The sequence below is a fragment of the Terriglobales bacterium genome, from assembly GCA_035543055.1.
Classification (GTDB): domain Bacteria; phylum Acidobacteriota; class Terriglobia; order Terriglobales; family Acidobacteriaceae; genus JAIQFD01.
In genome coordinates, this window is sequence record DATKKJ010000005.1 from 1 (window position 1) to 14,803 (window position 14,803).

The following is a 14,803-nucleotide window of genomic DNA, read 5'->3' on the forward strand; positions in this document are numbered from 1 at the left end:
CCACCATCAGCAGAAAGGTAGTGCGCAGCCCGTATTCCTCGCGGATCAGGTCGCTGAGTCCTTTGCCGGTGACCACCCCCATCCGAGCCGACATCTCCTGGATCACCACCAGGGCAATGATGGTGGGGATGATGGTCCACAGCAGCGCATACCCGAAACGCGCCCCGGCGAACGAATACGTGTAGATGCCGCCGGCATCGTTGTCCACGTTCGCGGTGATGAACCCTGGGCCGATGACCGCCAGGATCAGCAGGGTCCGGGTCTTCCAGCGTCTGAGCTTGCGCCGCATCTTTGGTTTCGCAGATCGGATTCACAGCGGCAGCCAGAATAAACGCCCGCGGCGAGTCGTGCCAAATGAATTGGAGATCAAAGTTTGCTGCGCAGCAGGCTGATGACGTCGTCGGCGGTGATTACGCCGGTCATGCGGCCTTCGTCATCGACCACGGGTAGGGTCAGAAGGTTGTACTTGTCGAAAAGCTCCGCAACCGCCTTCTCATTGGCCCCGGCATGGGCGGAGATCAGCGGCTCCAACGCCAGCTTCTGCAAAGGCGTGTCGCTGGAGGCGATCACGATATTGGCCAAGGGCACCGCTCCCATCAGCTTGGCGTCGGGGCCCAGCAGGAAGATGGTGCTGAGGGTCTCGATGCCTCCCTCGAACTGCCTCAGGGTCTCGACCGCGTCCCGGACGGTGGCGTCGACGCCCATGGCCAGGTACTCGGTGGTCATGCGGCCGGCGGCGGTGTCCTCCTTGAATTCCAGCAGTTCGGCGACTTCCTCGCGTTCTGCCGGCTGCATCTCCTCGAGGATCTCTTCCGAGGTCTCTTTGGGAAGATCGCCGAGCACGTCGGCCGCCGCATCGGGGTCCATGGCCTCGACGATGTCGGCGGCTCGATCCGAGTCCAGCGACTCCAGGATCTTCACCTGCAGCTTGGGATCTACTTCTTCCAGCGCCTCGGCGGCGACCTCTTCGTCCAGGGTCTCGAAGACCGCTTCCCGCTCGGCGGGAGCGAGCTCCTCGACGATGTCCGCGATGTCCGCGGGATGCAGCTTGGCCAGCAGCTCGTGCTCGATCTTGAGCTTCACCCGCCGCGCCGGGTCGGTCTCGATCAGGTCCACGAATTCCCAGGGGATCACTCGCGGCGGGATCTTGTTCACCAGGGCACGCAGCGCGCCGGCCGGGACCAGCCCCTTGAGCAGCCGTCGGACCGCGCCCCGGGCGCCCACGTCCACGCTCGCCAGCTTCAGCTCCAGGTGCGCGTTGTGGCGCTCCTCCAGCAGGTCCACGTCGTTCACCCGGACGACCTTGCGGCCGTGCACGTCGATGATCTGCTGGTCGAGCAGGTCGCGCGACAGCAGCAGGAATCCCTCTCCGCCGCTGAAGGCCTGCCACTCCCCTGCAGGCGATGACGCCCGCAGGGCCTGCTTTTCCAGTCCCTGAAGGAGTCTGTGGGGCAGCACGCGCTCGCCTTCGTCGGTCTTGACAATCACCCCGGAAACACGGGTGGGGTGTTCCTGGGGAGAGATGGCGATCTCGCGCACTCGGCCGCATCTCCGGCCTTCCGGATCGAGCACCGCTGTGCCCAACAGCTCCGAGAGTGCGATCGTCGCCATTCACTGCGAGAATACAGAATCGCGCCCCGGTTGTCAGTCGCGAGATTGTGCTTACGCCATGCCTCCGCCCCTGCCTGGAAGGTCCGGCAAGGCCGAGATTGACAATTCCTCACCCCCTAGGCAAACTTACGGATTCCCGGTTACGTCCCGGTCTTGGGCGTGGGTATCCGGGAGACACTCGCTCGAACAGCAGGAAACGGTAAATCGTTTTGAAGATGACCGGTAACCGGGTCTCCTACACGCTCGAATCGACCTTGGAGAGCGTGAACAAGGCGGAGGAACTCTCGTCCCAGCTCGCAGCCCAGGCCGGCTTCGGGGAGGACGAGTGTCAGAAAATCTCCATGGCGGTGCGGGAAGCGGCGGTCAACGCCGTGCTTCACGGCAATGCCTACGACCCGAAGAAGAAGATGACCGTCTCCTACGAGAACACGGGCGGAGAGCTGGTCATCCGGGTCGCGGACCAGGGCAAGGGACTCGATGTAAGCCACATCCCCGACCCCCTCGCTCCGGAGAACCTGCTGAAGCAGTCCGGCCGGGGTATCTTTCTTATGCGTGCATTCATGGACGAGGTGCGGTTCCGCACCTTGGATCCGGGCAGCGAAGTAACCTTGATCAAGAAGGTGGCCGCCGGGGCGCCCGCGGACACCAAGGAGGCTTCCAAGTGACGATGAAGGCGAGTACACGGCAGATGGATGGCGTGACCATCGTGGACCTGAGCGGCCGCATCACCCTCGGGGAAGGCAGCGTCATCCTCCGCGACACGATTCGTGACCTGGTCGGCAAGGGCAGCAAGAAGATCCTGCTCAATCTCGGCGATGTCACTTACATCGACAGCTCGGGGATCGGCGAACTGGTCAGCGCTTTCACCACCGTCCGCAACCAGGGGGGCGAGCTCAAGCTGCTCAATCTGACCAAGAAAGTGCACGACCTGCTGCAGATCACCAAGCTCTACACGGTCTTCGACGTCAAGGACGACGAAGCGACCGCCATCTCGGCGTTCACGAAGTAAGCTTGGCGCGGGCCCGGCCCCTCGGGCCCGCCTTCCCTCCGACCGCCAGCCGGGATCGCATCCCCGTCCTCGCCGCGTTAGACTTCTCTCATGCCCAGAATCTCCAGGCTCGACCGCTCGCAGGTGGACGAACAGGTACAGGCGATCTTCGACGCCTTCATGAAAGAGCGCGGCAACATCCCCAACATGTTCCGCACGGTGGCGCACCGGCCGGCCATCCTCAAGACCATGATCGACCACTTCAAGAACGTCATGGGCACGGGCACGGTTGGCGCCAAGCTGAAGGAGCTGTTGTTCGTCCGGGTCTCACAGATCAACCACTGCGATTATTGACTGGCGTCGCACAGCGTCCTGGCAGGACGCCAAGGATGGAGCGAAGACCAGATCCGGCACTGCGGCGACTTCCGTCACCGGTCCGATTTCACCCCGCGGGAGAAGGTCGCCCTCGCTCTCGCCGAGCGCATGACGCACGATCCTCATGCCGTGGACGATGAGCTCTGGTCCGAGGTCCGGCGGCACTTCGACGAAGGCGAGACGGTCGAGCTGGCGGTCGCCATCGCGTTTTTCAACTACTTCAACATCTTCAACAACACGCTGCAGATGGAGCCGACGAAATGAAGCCGCTGGGCGGGGCGTCCGCGCCCCGCCGGCGTCATCCTGAGGTGCTTTACCGCCGAAGGATCTCGCGGGATGTGACACATCACAGACAAACCCCACCCGTCTGCGTACGCTTTCTGCCATGCGGGCGCTCGCGCTAGTTCTCTTGGCCACGAACTGTCTCGGCGCCTGCCTGCCGATCAGCGAAGCCCCCAACAAGCTGGGCTCCACCGTCTGCATCACCGGCAAGGTTGTGACCGTGCAGCGCAGCCCTTCGGGGGCTGCATGGTTCCTCAATTTCTGTGAGGACCATACCCGCTGCGCGTTCTCCGCCGTGGTGTTCACCCGGGATTTACGCGATGTGGGCGACATCCGCATGCTGGCCGGCCGCACCGTCGAAGTACATGGCGCGCTGCGCCAGTACAAGGGCGTACCGGAGATCGTCATCCGCGATGCGCGGCAACTCAAAGGCGAGGCCGCCAAGCTGCCCCCGCTCCCCAAGGAGTTCGACGTTGAAAAGAAGGGCCGCTACCGCGCCGGGCAGACCAAGACCAAGCACAGCACCAGCAGCACCGACGTCGAGAAACGGTGATCAGAACGGCGTGCTGTCCCCGCCCGGCATGCCGGCCCGCAACTCCTCCAGCGGGTACTTGGTCCCCCGCCAGATCACGCCGCCATGCCACAGGGTCAGGAAGGTTGAGCGCAGCAGGATGAAGACGAACGCCAGGGTGCTGATGGGATGGGCCAGGAAGTATAGCGGCGAGATCCTCGACCGGGTGGACATGCCGATGTAGAGGGCGAGGATGCCGAAGGTTGCGACTGCATAGCCCAGCCGCGCCCACCCATGGACCGCGATCAGCCCGACAAAGGGTCCCAGGTTCAGCAGGGCCAGCAGGAACGCCGCCCCCAGCGCCCGCGGCCAGCGGAAAAGCATGAGGGCGAACATGTTCTTGGTCAGGTTGCGCACTACCCCCATCCCGCCCTTGGCCCAGTGGATGGAAAGCAGGTCCTTGCCGAAGACGACGCGCTGTGCCAGGCCGTTCTCTTTGATCGCCTCGCCCAGCTTCATGTCGTCGATCACTGCCATCCGCAGTTTCTGGTAGGTGCCGACCTTCTCGTAGGCGCTGCGCCGGACCAGATTGAAGGCTCCCACTCCCATGTGATCGCGGGCGTCCGGATCAGCGACCTTCCAGGGACGATGGCCGAAAGCGAACAACGCCTGGAAGAAGGCCACCATCATCCGCTCTCCCGGTGACTTCAACTCCATGGTGGGGAAGACGATGAGGTGGTCGGCTTCTTCCTTAGCGACGTAGTGCAGGGCCCGCCGCAGCGCATCGGGCCGGAAGACTACATCGGCGTCGGTGAACAGGATCCAATCGCTCTCTGCCTGCCGCGCGCCCAGCCACATGGCGTGCGTCTTTCCCAGCCAGCCATGGGGGAGTTCTTCCACGTGCATCACCCGCAGCCGGCTCGTTCGCTGCTCGGCGGCCACGCGGTCCATGATCTCGCCGGTGGAGTCGGTGGAACGATCGTTCACCGCGATGATCTGGAGATTCGGATAGTCCACCGCCAGCAGCGACCGGAGCGTGGCTTCGATGTGCTCCTCTTCGTTGCGCGCCGGGACGACCACCGCGACCGAGGCGCCGGCCGGCGGCCCGTCCCACTCCGGCTTCGCGATGTCGGCGATCGTAGGCATGCCCAGGCCGGCATCGATCAGCCGATGCAGCCAGACAGCCCCCAGCGTCAAGCCCAGGACCCAGGCAAAGAGATGCATGTCAGGAAGGTCCCCCCACCAAGGCCATTCTACCTAAAAGGCTCCTGCGGTCCGTGCGGCGCGGGCCTTCTCGTCGTCCACAAAATGAAGCAGCGTCAGGCCGACGACAAAGAAGAAGATCAGCGACACGATCGCCAGCCGCGACGACCCGGTCACCTGCTTGATGATGGCGAACGCCAGCGGACCCCAGATCGAGGCGAACTTGGTGAAGACCGTATAGAAACCATAGAACTCGGCGCTGGCTTCTTCCGGGACCATGCTGCCGAAGTATGAGCGGCTGAGCGCCTGCGAGCCACCCAGGATCATGCCCACGATCACCCCCAGCACCACGAACTGGGTCGCGGTCTGCATGAAGTAGGCGTAGATCACCACTCCCGACCACAAGACCAGGGACAACATGATGGCGGGCTTGGTTCCCATCCACTGTGCCAGCTTGCCGAACAGCAGCGCACCGCCCACTCCGATGAACTGGATGAGGAGCAGCGTGCCCATCAGCACGCTGGGTGAAAGGTGCAATTCGACGGTGCCGTATGCCGTGGCCAGATTGATCACGGTCTGGATTCCGTCGTTGTAGAGCATGAACGCCACCAGGAACAGCACCAGGTGGCGGAAGTTGCCGACCTTCCGCAGCGTGCGCAAGGTGCGCGATACCCCGATGTGGACCAGCGCCAGGACCCGCGGAGTGTGCTCATACCCTGGCGGCATCGGCTCCGAGGCCCCGCCTTCCCGCAAGCCGCGGGCCGTGAACAAAGTGAAGCCGGCCCACCACAGCCCGGCGCTGCCCAATCCGATGCGCGCCGCCGCTTCCTGCGTCAACCCGAACCGGGCGTGGAACGTCACCAGCACCAGCGCCAGCGCGAACTGCAGGCCGCCTCCGACATAGCCGTAGGAATAGCCTTTGCCCGACACCCAGTCCATGCGTTCGTCGCTGGCGATCTGGGGGAGGAAGGCGTCGTAGAACACGTTGGCGCTGACGAAGGCGAACTGCGCCACCACGAAGAACAGCATCGTCCGGTACACCTCCCCGGACCGGCAGAAATACAGCAGCATGGCGAAGATGGCGCCCGTATAGGCGAAGCTCAGCAGGAACCGGCGCTTGGCCGCAGTGAAGTCCGCGATGGCGCCCAGCACTGGCGCGGCCAGGAAGGCAAGTGCGTCCGCGAATCCCACCATGAGACCCCAGAGGCTGTCCGGGTGGTAGTGGGTCCCGGAGAGCGTGACACCCTTCTCGCCGACCACTACGTTGGCAAAGTACACCGGCATCAGCCCGACGATGGTGGTGATGTAGGCGGAATTCGCCCAGTCATACATGCACCATGCGAAGACAGTCTTGGGATCGTCTTTCTGGGCAGACATGCGGCGGAAGGCGGGACTATATCACGCCACCGGCGTATTAGCTCTTCGGCCGCGGCCAGCGCGCTTCCACGGTGGTCCCGATGCCGCCTCGCGGGCGGAAATCCCCGGTCACCACCGCCCACTTCGGCCGGCAGGCCCGGACTACGTCTTCCAGCACACGATTCACGATGTTCTCCTGGAAGATGCCGAGATTGCGGTAGGAGAGCAGGTATTCCTTCAGCGATTTCAACTCCACGCAGCTCTTGTCCGGCATGTAACGGATCTTGAGCACGCCGAAATCCGGCAGTCCGGTCTTGGGGCAGACCGAGGTGAACTCGGGGATGTCGATGACGATCTCATACGCCGGGAATTGATTGGGCCAGGTCTCGATGTCCGGGAACGGATGGCTCAGACCGGCCTGGGCGTGCTCCGGCGTGTATCGCGGCGGCTTGGCCATGCCTCGATTCTAGCAGCCGGCCGCGCTCGCCCCGCGAGTCCCGTTTCCGATGTCGGGCGCGGGCCGACACAGGGCCGCGGTTGCTCCCGAACGCGTGACTTTCAGCCTCCGTGACGCATCTAAACCAAGTGCCTCCTTTTGCCTCCAAAGAATGGTATCTGGGCGCGAAAATGCGGCCTTTGCCTCGCTTTCCTGCCCGGGAATCAAGTGCGTTAACCGGGCGGAGTTCGAGCTTTCCTTCGTTCGACTTAGCTATACTTAAGGTTTTGCAGGACTTGTTGGCCGGCCCTGGGGCTGGCGAGGATTCATGAATAATCATCGCTTGATGGTGGTGCTCGGGGGTGCTGGAGCTGCGGTTGTGCTCCTGGGCGCCTTTGTATCCATGCGCCGCGGCGAGGTGCAGATCCGTGCCCAGCAAGCGGTCCGGGGGCCTATCGCCAGCACCATCTCCACCAACGGCAAGATCGAGCCGATGGATAACTTCGAGGCCCACGCGCCTGCTCCCTCCACCGTCAAGCGCGTGCTGGTGCACGAGGGAGACCGGGTCAAGGCCGGCCAGCTTTTGCTCCGGCTTGACGATGCCGGGGCCCGGGCCCAGGCAGCCAAGGCCTTGGCCCAGCTCAAAGCCTCGCAGGCCGACCTCCAGGCGGTAGGCACCGGTGGTACTCACGAAGAGGTCCTGACTTCCCGCTCCGAGCTGGTGAAGGCGCGGGCGGAACGTGATGCCGCCCAGCGCAACCTGGACGCCCTGACCCGTCTGCAGCAGCGCGGCGCAGCCTCCCCTGCCGAGGTCGAAACCGCCCAGGGCCGCCTCAAGAGCGCCCAGGCGCAAGTCACTCTGCTGGAGCAGAAATCGACCTCCCGCCGCTATTCCCGCCAGGAGGTCGCCAAGGTCCGCGCCCAGGAAGCACAGGCCAAGGCCGAATATCAGGCGGCTCAGGACCTGCTGCGCAGCGCCAACGTGACCGCGCCGCGGGATGGCATCGTCTATTCCCTTCCCGTGAAGCCGGGGGCCTTCGTCAACACCGGCGACCTGCTGGCCCAGGTTGCCGACCTGCAGACCGTGCAGGTTCGCGCCTTTGTGGATGAGCCGGACATCGGCCGCCTGGCGACGGGCGAACAGGTCTCGATCACCTGGGAAGGGCAGCCGGGACGCACCTGGGACGGCGCCGTCACCCGGGTCCCCAGCACCGTGGTCGTACACGGCGCGCGCACCGTCGGCGAGGTCACCTGCAAGGTCAACAACGCCGATCTCAAGCTGCTACCGAACATCAATGTGAATGTGACCATTGTCGCCGCCAAGAACGACAACGCGCTGCTGGTGCCGCGGGAGGCCGTCCACCAGCACGACAATCGCAAGTTCGTCTATGAGGTGGTGGATGGCCGCCTGCAACAGCGCTACGTGGAGACCGGGGTCTCGGACCTGACTCGCATCGAGATCACTCGCGGTATCAAGGAGGACGCGCTGGTGGCCCTGGGTGCGGTCCGCGGCTACGCCCTCAAAGACAGGATGGATGTGAGGGTAGTCCAGCAATGAAGAAGGCGCTGTTCCTCTGTTTCTTGTTCCTCCTCGTGGGCGCGCCGCTGGCCGCATCGAACCCCGAGGAGTTGCTCTCGGCCGGCCGCGTGGACGAAGCGGTCAAGGTCCTCAAACAGCGCACCGACGCCTCCGCCAACGATGCCGAGGCGTGGCACCTGCTTTGCCGTTCCTATTACGCCAAGGAGCGCTGGGACGACGCCATTGCCGCCGCCAAGCACGCCGTGGCCCTCAAGCCGGACAGCAGCGACTATCACCTCTGGCTGGGCCGCGCCTACGGTGAAAAAGCCCAGAGCATCAGCAGCTGGCACTGGTTGACGGCGCTGTCTCTGGCCGGCAAGACCCGCTCGGAATTCGAGAAGGCCGTGCAACTGGACGCCGGCAACGTCGGGGCCCGTTCCGACCTGGCGGAGTTTTACGCCGAGGCCCCCGGCATCGTCGGCGGGGGCAAGGACAAGGCCCGCCGTGAAGCCGAACAACTCGCCTCCAGGGACGCGGCTGCTGCCCACTGGATCAAAGGGCTGCTCGCGGAGAAGGAAAAGGACATGCCCGCCGCCGAGCGCGAGTACCTGGCCGCCGTGGAGGCCGGCAAGGGAGACGGCGGACGCTGGCTGGATCTGGCCTCGTTCTACCAGCGCGCCGGCCGGACCCAGGACATGCAGCACGCGATCGACAAGGCGGTCGCAGCGGAGAAGAAGCGCGGCGAGGTCTTTTACGACGCTGCCACCATCCTTTACCAGTCCGACCAGGACCTCGCTGCCGCCGCCAAACTGGTGCGCGATTACTTGCGGTCGGAGAACAAGGTCGAAGAAGCTCCCGCCTTCCGCGCCCACTACCTCTTGGGCAACATCCTGGAAAGACAGGGTGAGAAACAAGCCGCGGTGGCGGAGTATCGCGCCGCACTCGATCTCAACAGCGATTTCTCAGACGCGCGGAACGCTCTCCAGCGCCTCAGCCGCCCCTAGCCGGTCCCGAGGCTCGAGCAGCGCTTGTTATACTCGCCTGCCGTCAGTTTGCTGGTCTAACGGGTGGTGTCATGAGAGCTCTTCCGATCGCATTCTTGTGCCTGACTTTCGTTGTCCAGTCCGCGGCCGAGCCGCTTTCCTTCCGCCGCGCCATCGAGCTTGCCCTGCAGCACGGCGGAGCCACTGCCATGGCCGACGCGGAACAGGTCCGGGCGCAACAGGCCTATCTCGAACTGCGCAATCTCTACCTGCCCCAGGTGATCGTCGGCTCGGGCCTGGGCTACACCGACGGATTCCCCCTCAGCCTGGAAGGCTCCGCCCCCTCCATCTTCAACATCAACACCCAGTCCTACCTGCTCAATCTGGCCAACCAGGATTTCATGCGCGCCGCCAAGACCGAGTGGAATGCCACCGAGACGCAGAAGCAGGATGCCCGCGACCAGGTGGTGCTGGAGGCTTCGCTGGTCTATATCCAGCTCGACCAGCTCACCAGCTCCATCCAGGTGCTGCGCCAGCAGGCGCAGGCCTCGGCCCGCGCCGAGGACATCACCGGTCAGCGCGTACACGAAGGGGTGGATAGCGAGGTGGAGCTGACCCGGGCGCGCCTGAACAGCGCGCGGGCGCGGCTGCGCGCCGCCGAGATGCAGGGCGCCGCCGATGTCCTGCGCCTCCGCCTGGCGCAGTTGACCGGCCTGCCTCCGGACTCCATCGAAACCATGCCCGAATCCATCCCCGACCTGCCCGCGCCTTCCCAGGACCAGGACCTGGCGGCCAAGGCCGCCAGCCTGAGTCCCGCCGTGAAGCTGGCCGAGCAGCAGGCGCGGGCCAAGCAATACCGGGCCAGCGGCGAGCACAAGCAACTTCTGCCGACCATCGATCTGGCGGGCCAGTTCGCCGTGCTGGCGCGCTTCAACAACTACGACCAGTTCTTCCTCCGCTTCCAGCGCAACAATGTGACCGCCGGGGTCGAGATCCGCTTCCCCATCTTCAATTTCTCGCAGCGCGCCCACGCCGGAGCCGCCGATGCCGAGGCCATCAAGGCGCGGCGCCAGGCGGATGCGGTGCGGCACCAGGTCTCGACCGAGACCCTGCGGCTGCAGCGCTCCATCCAGCAACTGGCCGCCGCGCGCGATGTCGCCAAGCTGGAGCACCAGCTGGCCCTTTCCGATATCGATGCCATCCAGGCCAGGGTCGAGGCCGGCGCCGCCACCCTGCGCGACCAGGAGAATGCCCGCGCCACCGAGCACGACAAGTACGTGGCTTACCTCGACGTCTCCTTCGGTCTGCAAAGGGCAGAACTGCAGCTCCTCCGGGCCACCGGGGAGCTCCAGGGCTGGGCGATGGCGGCCAAGTGATCCCCTTCCTTCACCTCGGTCCCTTGCGCCTCGGCACCTACGGACTCATGGTCTGGGCGGGCTTGGTCTGCGGATTCCTGGCGCTGCAGGCGGACATGCGCCGTCGAAAGCTGCCGGGCGATACCCTGAACATGATCCTGCTCATCGCTCTCGCCGGACTGGCGGGCTCCAAGCTGTATCACCTGCTCGAGCGCCCCTCGGAGTTCTTCGCTCATCCGCTGCAGATGTTCTTCAGCGCCTCCGGCTTCGCCTGGTTTGGAGGGCTGCTGGGTGGCCTGCTGGTCATTGTTCTGTTCTCCCTCCGCTACAGGATCGCGATCCTGACCCTGCTGGACGCCTGCAGTCCGGCAGCAGCGATCGGATACGGCGTCGGCCGTATCGGCTGTCTTCTTTCCGGCGACGGCGATTACGGTATCCCCACTTCCCTTCCCTGGTGCATGAGTTTTCCCAACGGATTGGTGCCGACCACTCAATGCGTCCACCCGACGCCGATCTACGAGTTCCTGGGAGCGGTGGTGATCTTCCTGTGGCTGTGGCGGCAGGCCAAGAGTTCGGCCGCCGGCGCCCGCGCGCCCGGCTGGGTGCTGGGACAGTATTTTGTCTTGACCGGACTGGCCCGCTTCCTGGTGGAGTTCATCCGCATCAACCCGCGGGTGTGGCTGGGCCTCAGCAACGCCCAGCTCGCCGGCACCTGCTCGGTGATGGTCGGGATTGTCTTGCTGCTGTTGACGCGCAGGGCGTCGCCCGGTTCTTCGTAGCGCCCCGCCGTCCTCCGCGCCTGTTATGATTTTCCTGCACGCATGAACCACGCGGAATCCTGGCGAGTCGCTCTCGACGCCCTGCGCGCCGACAAGGTGAAGGCCGCCCTGACCATGATCGGCGTCATTCTGGGCAGCGCTTGCATCGTCATGGTCGTGACCGTGGCGCTCACCGGCAAGCGCTACATCATGGCCCAGATCGAGGGCGTGGGCTCGAACCTCGTCTATGCCTACCTGGTGGCGGGCGGCTCCGGCCAGAGTACCCCTCTGGCCGACCAGATCTCCGTGCAAGACATGCAGGCCATCCGCAACACCATTCCCCAGGTCAAGCGCGTCGCCGGCACCAACGACCAGTTGCTCTCCATGGTCATCAATGGGAAGGAGCACGCGGTCAGCCTCATCGGGGTGACCGAGGACTTTCAGGACATCCGCAACCTCGAAGTCCTGAAGGGCCGCTATTTCGATCCCGTGGACATGGAGAGCTACAGCAAGGCCTGCCTCATCAGCGAGCAACTCGCCAAGTTCTACCCCCAGAACCCGGTGGGCACATCCATCAAGGTCGGCGACCTCAACTTCACCATCATCGGCGTCTTCCGCGAGCGGGTGGCCACCTTCGGGCAATCCGAGATCACCTCCGAATCCGTCCTCGTGCCCATCCCCATCCTGAAGTTCTACATGCAGGACGCATTCATCCGGACCATGTATGTGCAGGCGGCGCAGCCCGAAGATGTGCCCCACGTCACCCAGCAGGTGCGGGACATCCTGAGGGCCCGCCACCGTTCCAGCGCGACCTATGTGGTGGAGAATCTGACTTCCCTGCTCCAGGCTGCCGGAAAGATCTCCCTGTCGCTGACCCTGGTGCTGCTGTTCGTGGCCCTCATCGCCCTCACCATCAGCGGCGTCGGCATCATGAATATCATGCTGGTGACGGTGACCGAGCGCACGCGCGAGATCGGAGTGCGGATGGCGGTGGGCGCGCGGCGGCGCGAGATCCAGTACCAGTTCCTGCTCGAGGCCATCATGATCAGCGGCACCGGGGCCATCATCGGCATCCTGATCGCCACCAGCATCCCGGTGTTGATCCAGCCTTTCCTGCCGGGCAACCTGCACGTCCCCATCTCCGGCATCTCGGTGATGCTGGCCTTCCTCGTGACCTGTTCGTTCGGAGTGGTCTTCGGCTACCTGCCCGCCAACCGCGCCGCCGGCCTCCAGCCCCGCGAGGCCCTACACCACGAGTAGGCCCTCAGGACGTTATGCCCGGGACCGACGCAGCTTGCTGGCTCTCTTTTCGCATCATGGCCAGCAGCAACTCGCGGTCAGACTTGAGCAGCCGACTGACGGTCTCCTTGCTGACCTGGGCCACAATGATCTGCCCGACCTCGGTGTGCACGTCCGAGTAGATCCCCAACTCCTTCATCCTCTGCGCCTGACGTTCGTTGTCCTCAGTGGGCGTGACGTAGTGCACCGAGCTCGCCGAATAGCGGTGGATCATGAACAGCTGGGTGAGCGTCATCAGCCGCTTCTTGCGGAGCGGCGGCAGCGTGTTCTGGTCGCGCACCGAGATGATGTGACGCCCCCGGCGGTCCTGCAGGGTCGCGAAAATAATGTTGGCCAGCTGCTCCTTCCCCGGCTCGCTGAACAGACCCAGCTCCAGCAGCTCCGAGCCCGCAGTGTGCGGACGCAGCTGCACCCGGATCTTGTTGGGATAGTCCCAATGCTCCGCCCAGGCCGCCAGCCACTCTTCCAGCAGCTTGGGCGGGACCTCGGTCTGCACCAGGTGCTGATAGTGCGTGGACCCCTTGCCCATGGCCTTGGTGGCCGCCGTGCGTCCCGAAGACGCCATCAGGGCGGCGTCCAGCCGTGGTCCTCCCACCAGCGCCTGCGGTGTCCGGTAGGGCGATTCCACCAGGCGGAACTTGCGCTGCAGACGCGCCAGCGCCAGCATGCCGTCCTGCTTCAGGGCCGTGGCGAACTCTTCAGCCACCAGGCCATCGATCTGATGCCCGCCATAGGTGATGAAGTTGAAGACAAAGCCAAGCTTCCCCAGTTCCTCCGGGAAGCGCTTCATCTGCTCGTCGCTCATGCCGGTGGTGTCCCAGTTGAACGACGGCGACAGGTTGTAGGCCAGCATCTTGTCGGGACACTCGGCGTGGATCGCCTCCGCGAATCTCCTGGCGTCCTCCAGGTCTGCCGTCTTGGTCTCCATCCACAGGATGTCGGCGAAGGGCGCCACCGCCAGCGACCGGGCGATGGCGAAATCGATCCCGCCCTGGATCTGGTAGAAACCCTCGGGCGTCTTGGGCAGCTCGCAATCCCAGACCACGTGGATGCCCATGGACCTTGCCCGTTCGCGGGCCTCGTAAAAGGAAGCGCGCTTGGCGAATTCCAGCCATTCCTCGACGCTCATGGCAAAGCGCTCGCCGCTACTGGTGCGGGCCTGCATCTCGTCGGCAACCGCCCGCCCGTAGGTCGTCAGATCGGCCTCGGCCAGCCACACGTCCAGGTAACGGTCCTGCATCGCCTCCAGCGCGGCGTCAATCTCCGCCGTCGTCGCGTGCCTGAGGGCCTGCGCATGGGCGGCAATCATCTCCACCAGTTGGTTCTGCTCCAGCCAGGCGCAGGTCGCCTGGTACTCGCCGTCCGACACCGCGAACAACAGATGCCCTCGTACCTCCTCCACCCCCAGCTCGAACAGCTTCCGCATGATGGCCAGGTAGCCGCTGCGGAACGCCGGCGGCCCCAGGTTGGTGGCCCCGAGGATGAACGGCTGGTCGCGCTCGTCACTGCGGCTCTCCAGGAAGGTCGCCGCCTCGGCATCGGTCCGCGCCACCACGATGCCCGGCACCTGCATGATGTCCAGCTGTAGCCGCGCCGCGTTCAGACGCCGGATCTGCTCGTCCTGGCCCACCAGCACCTTCCCCGCTTGATGGCCGCACTTCTTCGTCCCCGGCTTCTGGTCCTCGATGTGGTAGCCGGGCACGCCCACCTCCACGAACCGGCGGACCAGATTGCGCACATGCGCGTCCCCACCGTGGCCGGTGTCGGCGTCGGCGATGATGAACGGCCGATAGTCAACCACCGGGGTCGCGCGGCGCTGCTCTTCGCTCATCCGCATGCGGGCGAAGTGCTGGTTCTTGTCCGCCGTCAGCAGCGCCCGCACCAGGCCCGCCGCCTCGTCCGGCACCTGGCTCAGCGGATAGCTGGCCAGGTCCGGGCCGGGATTCTCCGCCGACGATCCTTTGGCGGAAGTGGCCCAGCCCCCCAGGTAGATGCCTTCGATGCCCATCCGCTTGATGGTCACGGCCTGGCCTGGCGAGTACGGACCGAAGGTCGTGATCGACTTGCGCTGGGAGAACAGCTCGCGCAGGCGGGCATAGAACTCCTCGGCCGCTTTGCGCGCCACGG

Annotated in this window: 16 protein-coding genes; 10 read left to right on the forward strand and 6 right to left on the reverse strand. The window is 64.8% G+C overall.

Going from position 1 to position 14,803, the window contains the following annotated elements; all coding sequences use genetic code 11:
• The coding region (locus VMS96_00180) for a divalent metal cation transporter (GenBank protein HVP41814.1) at positions 1-289 on the reverse strand (289 nt) is incomplete at its 3' end.
• Between the two features lie 77 nt (positions 290-366).
• Positions 367-1,611, reverse strand: a complete 1,245-nt coding sequence (locus VMS96_00185) for a CBS domain-containing protein (GenBank protein HVP41815.1) — start codon at positions 1,609-1,611, stop codon at positions 367-369.
• 215 nt (positions 1,612-1,826) lie between these two features.
• Here VMS96_00185 and VMS96_00190 point away from each other — a divergent pair, with 215 nt between their 5' ends.
• The 5 genes from VMS96_00190 (at position 1,827) to VMS96_00210 (ending at position 3,809) form a co-directional block, all read left to right on the forward strand.
• Positions 1,827-2,276 carry an ATP-binding protein gene (locus tag VMS96_00190; GenBank protein HVP41816.1) on the forward strand — a complete coding sequence of 150 codons (450 nt, stop codon included), beginning with the start codon at positions 1,827-1,829 and terminating at the stop codon, positions 2,274-2,276.
• A 2-nt stretch (positions 2,277-2,278) separates the two neighbouring features.
• Positions 2,279-2,620: an STAS domain-containing protein gene (locus VMS96_00195; protein HVP41817.1), complete on the forward strand. Its 342-nt coding sequence runs from the start codon at positions 2,279-2,281 to the stop codon at positions 2,618-2,620.
• Between the two features lie 90 nt (positions 2,621-2,710).
• On the forward strand, positions 2,711-2,953 hold the full coding sequence (locus tag VMS96_00200; protein ID HVP41818.1) for a hypothetical protein: 243 nt from the start codon (positions 2,711-2,713) through the stop codon (positions 2,951-2,953).
• Positions 2,954-3,082: 129 nt separating this feature from the next.
• Positions 3,083-3,238 carry a hypothetical protein gene (locus VMS96_00205; GenBank protein ID HVP41819.1) on the forward strand — a complete coding sequence of 52 codons (156 nt, stop codon included), beginning with the start codon at positions 3,083-3,085 and terminating at the stop codon, positions 3,236-3,238.
• Between the two features lie 145 nt (positions 3,239-3,383).
• Positions 3,384-3,809: a hypothetical protein gene (locus tag VMS96_00210; GenBank protein ID HVP41820.1), complete on the forward strand. Its 426-nt coding sequence runs from the start codon at positions 3,384-3,386 to the stop codon at positions 3,807-3,809.
• Here the strand turns inward: VMS96_00210 and VMS96_00215 are convergent, their stop codons facing one another.
• The 3 genes from VMS96_00215 to queF are packed head-to-tail and all read right to left on the reverse strand — an operon-like array spanning position 3,810 to position 6,783.
• Positions 3,810-4,991, reverse strand: a complete 1,182-nt coding sequence (locus VMS96_00215; GenBank protein ID HVP41821.1) for a glycosyltransferase — start codon at positions 4,989-4,991, stop codon at positions 3,810-3,812.
• A 33-nt stretch (positions 4,992-5,024) separates the two neighbouring features.
• Entirely contained in the window at positions 5,025-6,347 is a 1,323-nt protein-coding gene (locus VMS96_00220) for an MFS transporter (GenBank protein ID HVP41822.1), read from the reverse strand.
• 37 nt (positions 6,348-6,384) lie between these two features.
• Positions 6,385-6,783, reverse strand: coding sequence for a preQ(1) synthase (queF, locus tag VMS96_00225; GenBank protein HVP41823.1), 399 nt, complete (start codon positions 6,781-6,783; stop codon positions 6,385-6,387).
• A 307-nt stretch (positions 6,784-7,090) separates the two neighbouring features.
• Between queF and VMS96_00230 the strand changes: the two genes are divergently transcribed.
• From VMS96_00230 to VMS96_00250, 5 genes are all read left to right on the forward strand, one after another.
• The gene (locus VMS96_00230; protein HVP41824.1) at positions 7,091-8,320 is read left to right on the forward strand and encodes an efflux RND transporter periplasmic adaptor subunit; all 1,230 of its coding nucleotides are present in this window, start codon (positions 7,091-7,093) and stop codon (positions 8,318-8,320) included.
• Positions 8,317-9,285, forward strand: coding sequence for a tetratricopeptide repeat protein (locus tag VMS96_00235; protein HVP41825.1), 969 nt, complete (start codon positions 8,317-8,319; stop codon positions 9,283-9,285). The genes VMS96_00230 and VMS96_00235 overlap by 4 nt, the downstream gene beginning before the upstream one ends.
• Before the next feature lie 71 nt (positions 9,286-9,356).
• Entirely contained in the window at positions 9,357-10,640 is a 1,284-nt protein-coding gene (locus VMS96_00240; GenBank protein HVP41826.1) for a TolC family protein, read from the forward strand.
• Positions 10,637-11,398: a prolipoprotein diacylglyceryl transferase family protein gene (locus VMS96_00245; GenBank protein HVP41827.1), complete on the forward strand. Its 762-nt coding sequence runs from the start codon at positions 10,637-10,639 to the stop codon at positions 11,396-11,398. The genes VMS96_00240 and VMS96_00245 overlap by 4 nt, the downstream gene beginning before the upstream one ends.
• A 42-nt stretch (positions 11,399-11,440) precedes the next feature.
• A complete protein-coding gene (locus VMS96_00250; protein HVP41828.1) occupies positions 11,441-12,637 on the forward strand; it encodes an ABC transporter permease in 1,197 nt (398 codons plus the stop codon).
• A gap of 4 nt (positions 12,638-12,641) precedes the next feature.
• Here the strand turns inward: VMS96_00250 and VMS96_00255 are convergent.
• On the reverse strand, positions 12,642-14,803 hold a 2,162-nt coding region (locus VMS96_00255), incomplete at its 5' end, for an isocitrate lyase/phosphoenolpyruvate mutase family protein (protein HVP41829.1).

Excerpts from the sequence above, each read along its gene's own strand:
- VMS96_00195 (HVP41817.1), top strand. The coding sequence starts at position 2,279 with ATGAAGGCGAGTACACGGCAGATGGATGGCGTGACCATCGTGGACCTG.
- VMS96_00190 (HVP41816.1), top strand. The coding sequence starts at position 1,827 with ATGACCGGTAACCGGGTCTCCTACACGCTCGAATCGACCTTGGAGAGC.
- VMS96_00215 (HVP41821.1), bottom strand. The coding sequence starts at position 4,991 with ATGCATCTCTTTGCCTGGGTCCTGGGCTTGACGCTGGGGGCTGTCTGG.
- VMS96_00220 (HVP41822.1), bottom strand. The coding sequence starts at position 6,347 with ATGTCTGCCCAGAAAGACGATCCCAAGACTGTCTTCGCATGGTGCATG.
- queF (HVP41823.1), bottom strand. The coding sequence starts at position 6,783 with ATGGCCAAGCCGCCGCGATACACGCCGGAGCACGCCCAGGCCGGTCTG.
- VMS96_00235 (HVP41825.1), top strand. The coding sequence starts at position 8,317 with ATGAAGAAGGCGCTGTTCCTCTGTTTCTTGTTCCTCCTCGTGGGCGCG.
- VMS96_00250 (HVP41828.1), top strand. The coding sequence starts at position 11,441 with ATGAACCACGCGGAATCCTGGCGAGTCGCTCTCGACGCCCTGCGCGCC.
- VMS96_00205 (HVP41819.1), top strand. The coding sequence starts at position 3,083 with ATGACGCACGATCCTCATGCCGTGGACGATGAGCTCTGGTCCGAGGTC.
- VMS96_00185 (HVP41815.1), bottom strand. The coding sequence starts at position 1,611 with ATGGCGACGATCGCACTCTCGGAGCTGTTGGGCACAGCGGTGCTCGAT.
- VMS96_00200 (HVP41818.1), top strand. The coding sequence starts at position 2,711 with ATGCCCAGAATCTCCAGGCTCGACCGCTCGCAGGTGGACGAACAGGTA.
- VMS96_00240 (HVP41826.1), top strand. The coding sequence starts at position 9,357 with ATGAGAGCTCTTCCGATCGCATTCTTGTGCCTGACTTTCGTTGTCCAG.
- VMS96_00230 (HVP41824.1), top strand. The coding sequence starts at position 7,091 with ATGAATAATCATCGCTTGATGGTGGTGCTCGGGGGTGCTGGAGCTGCG.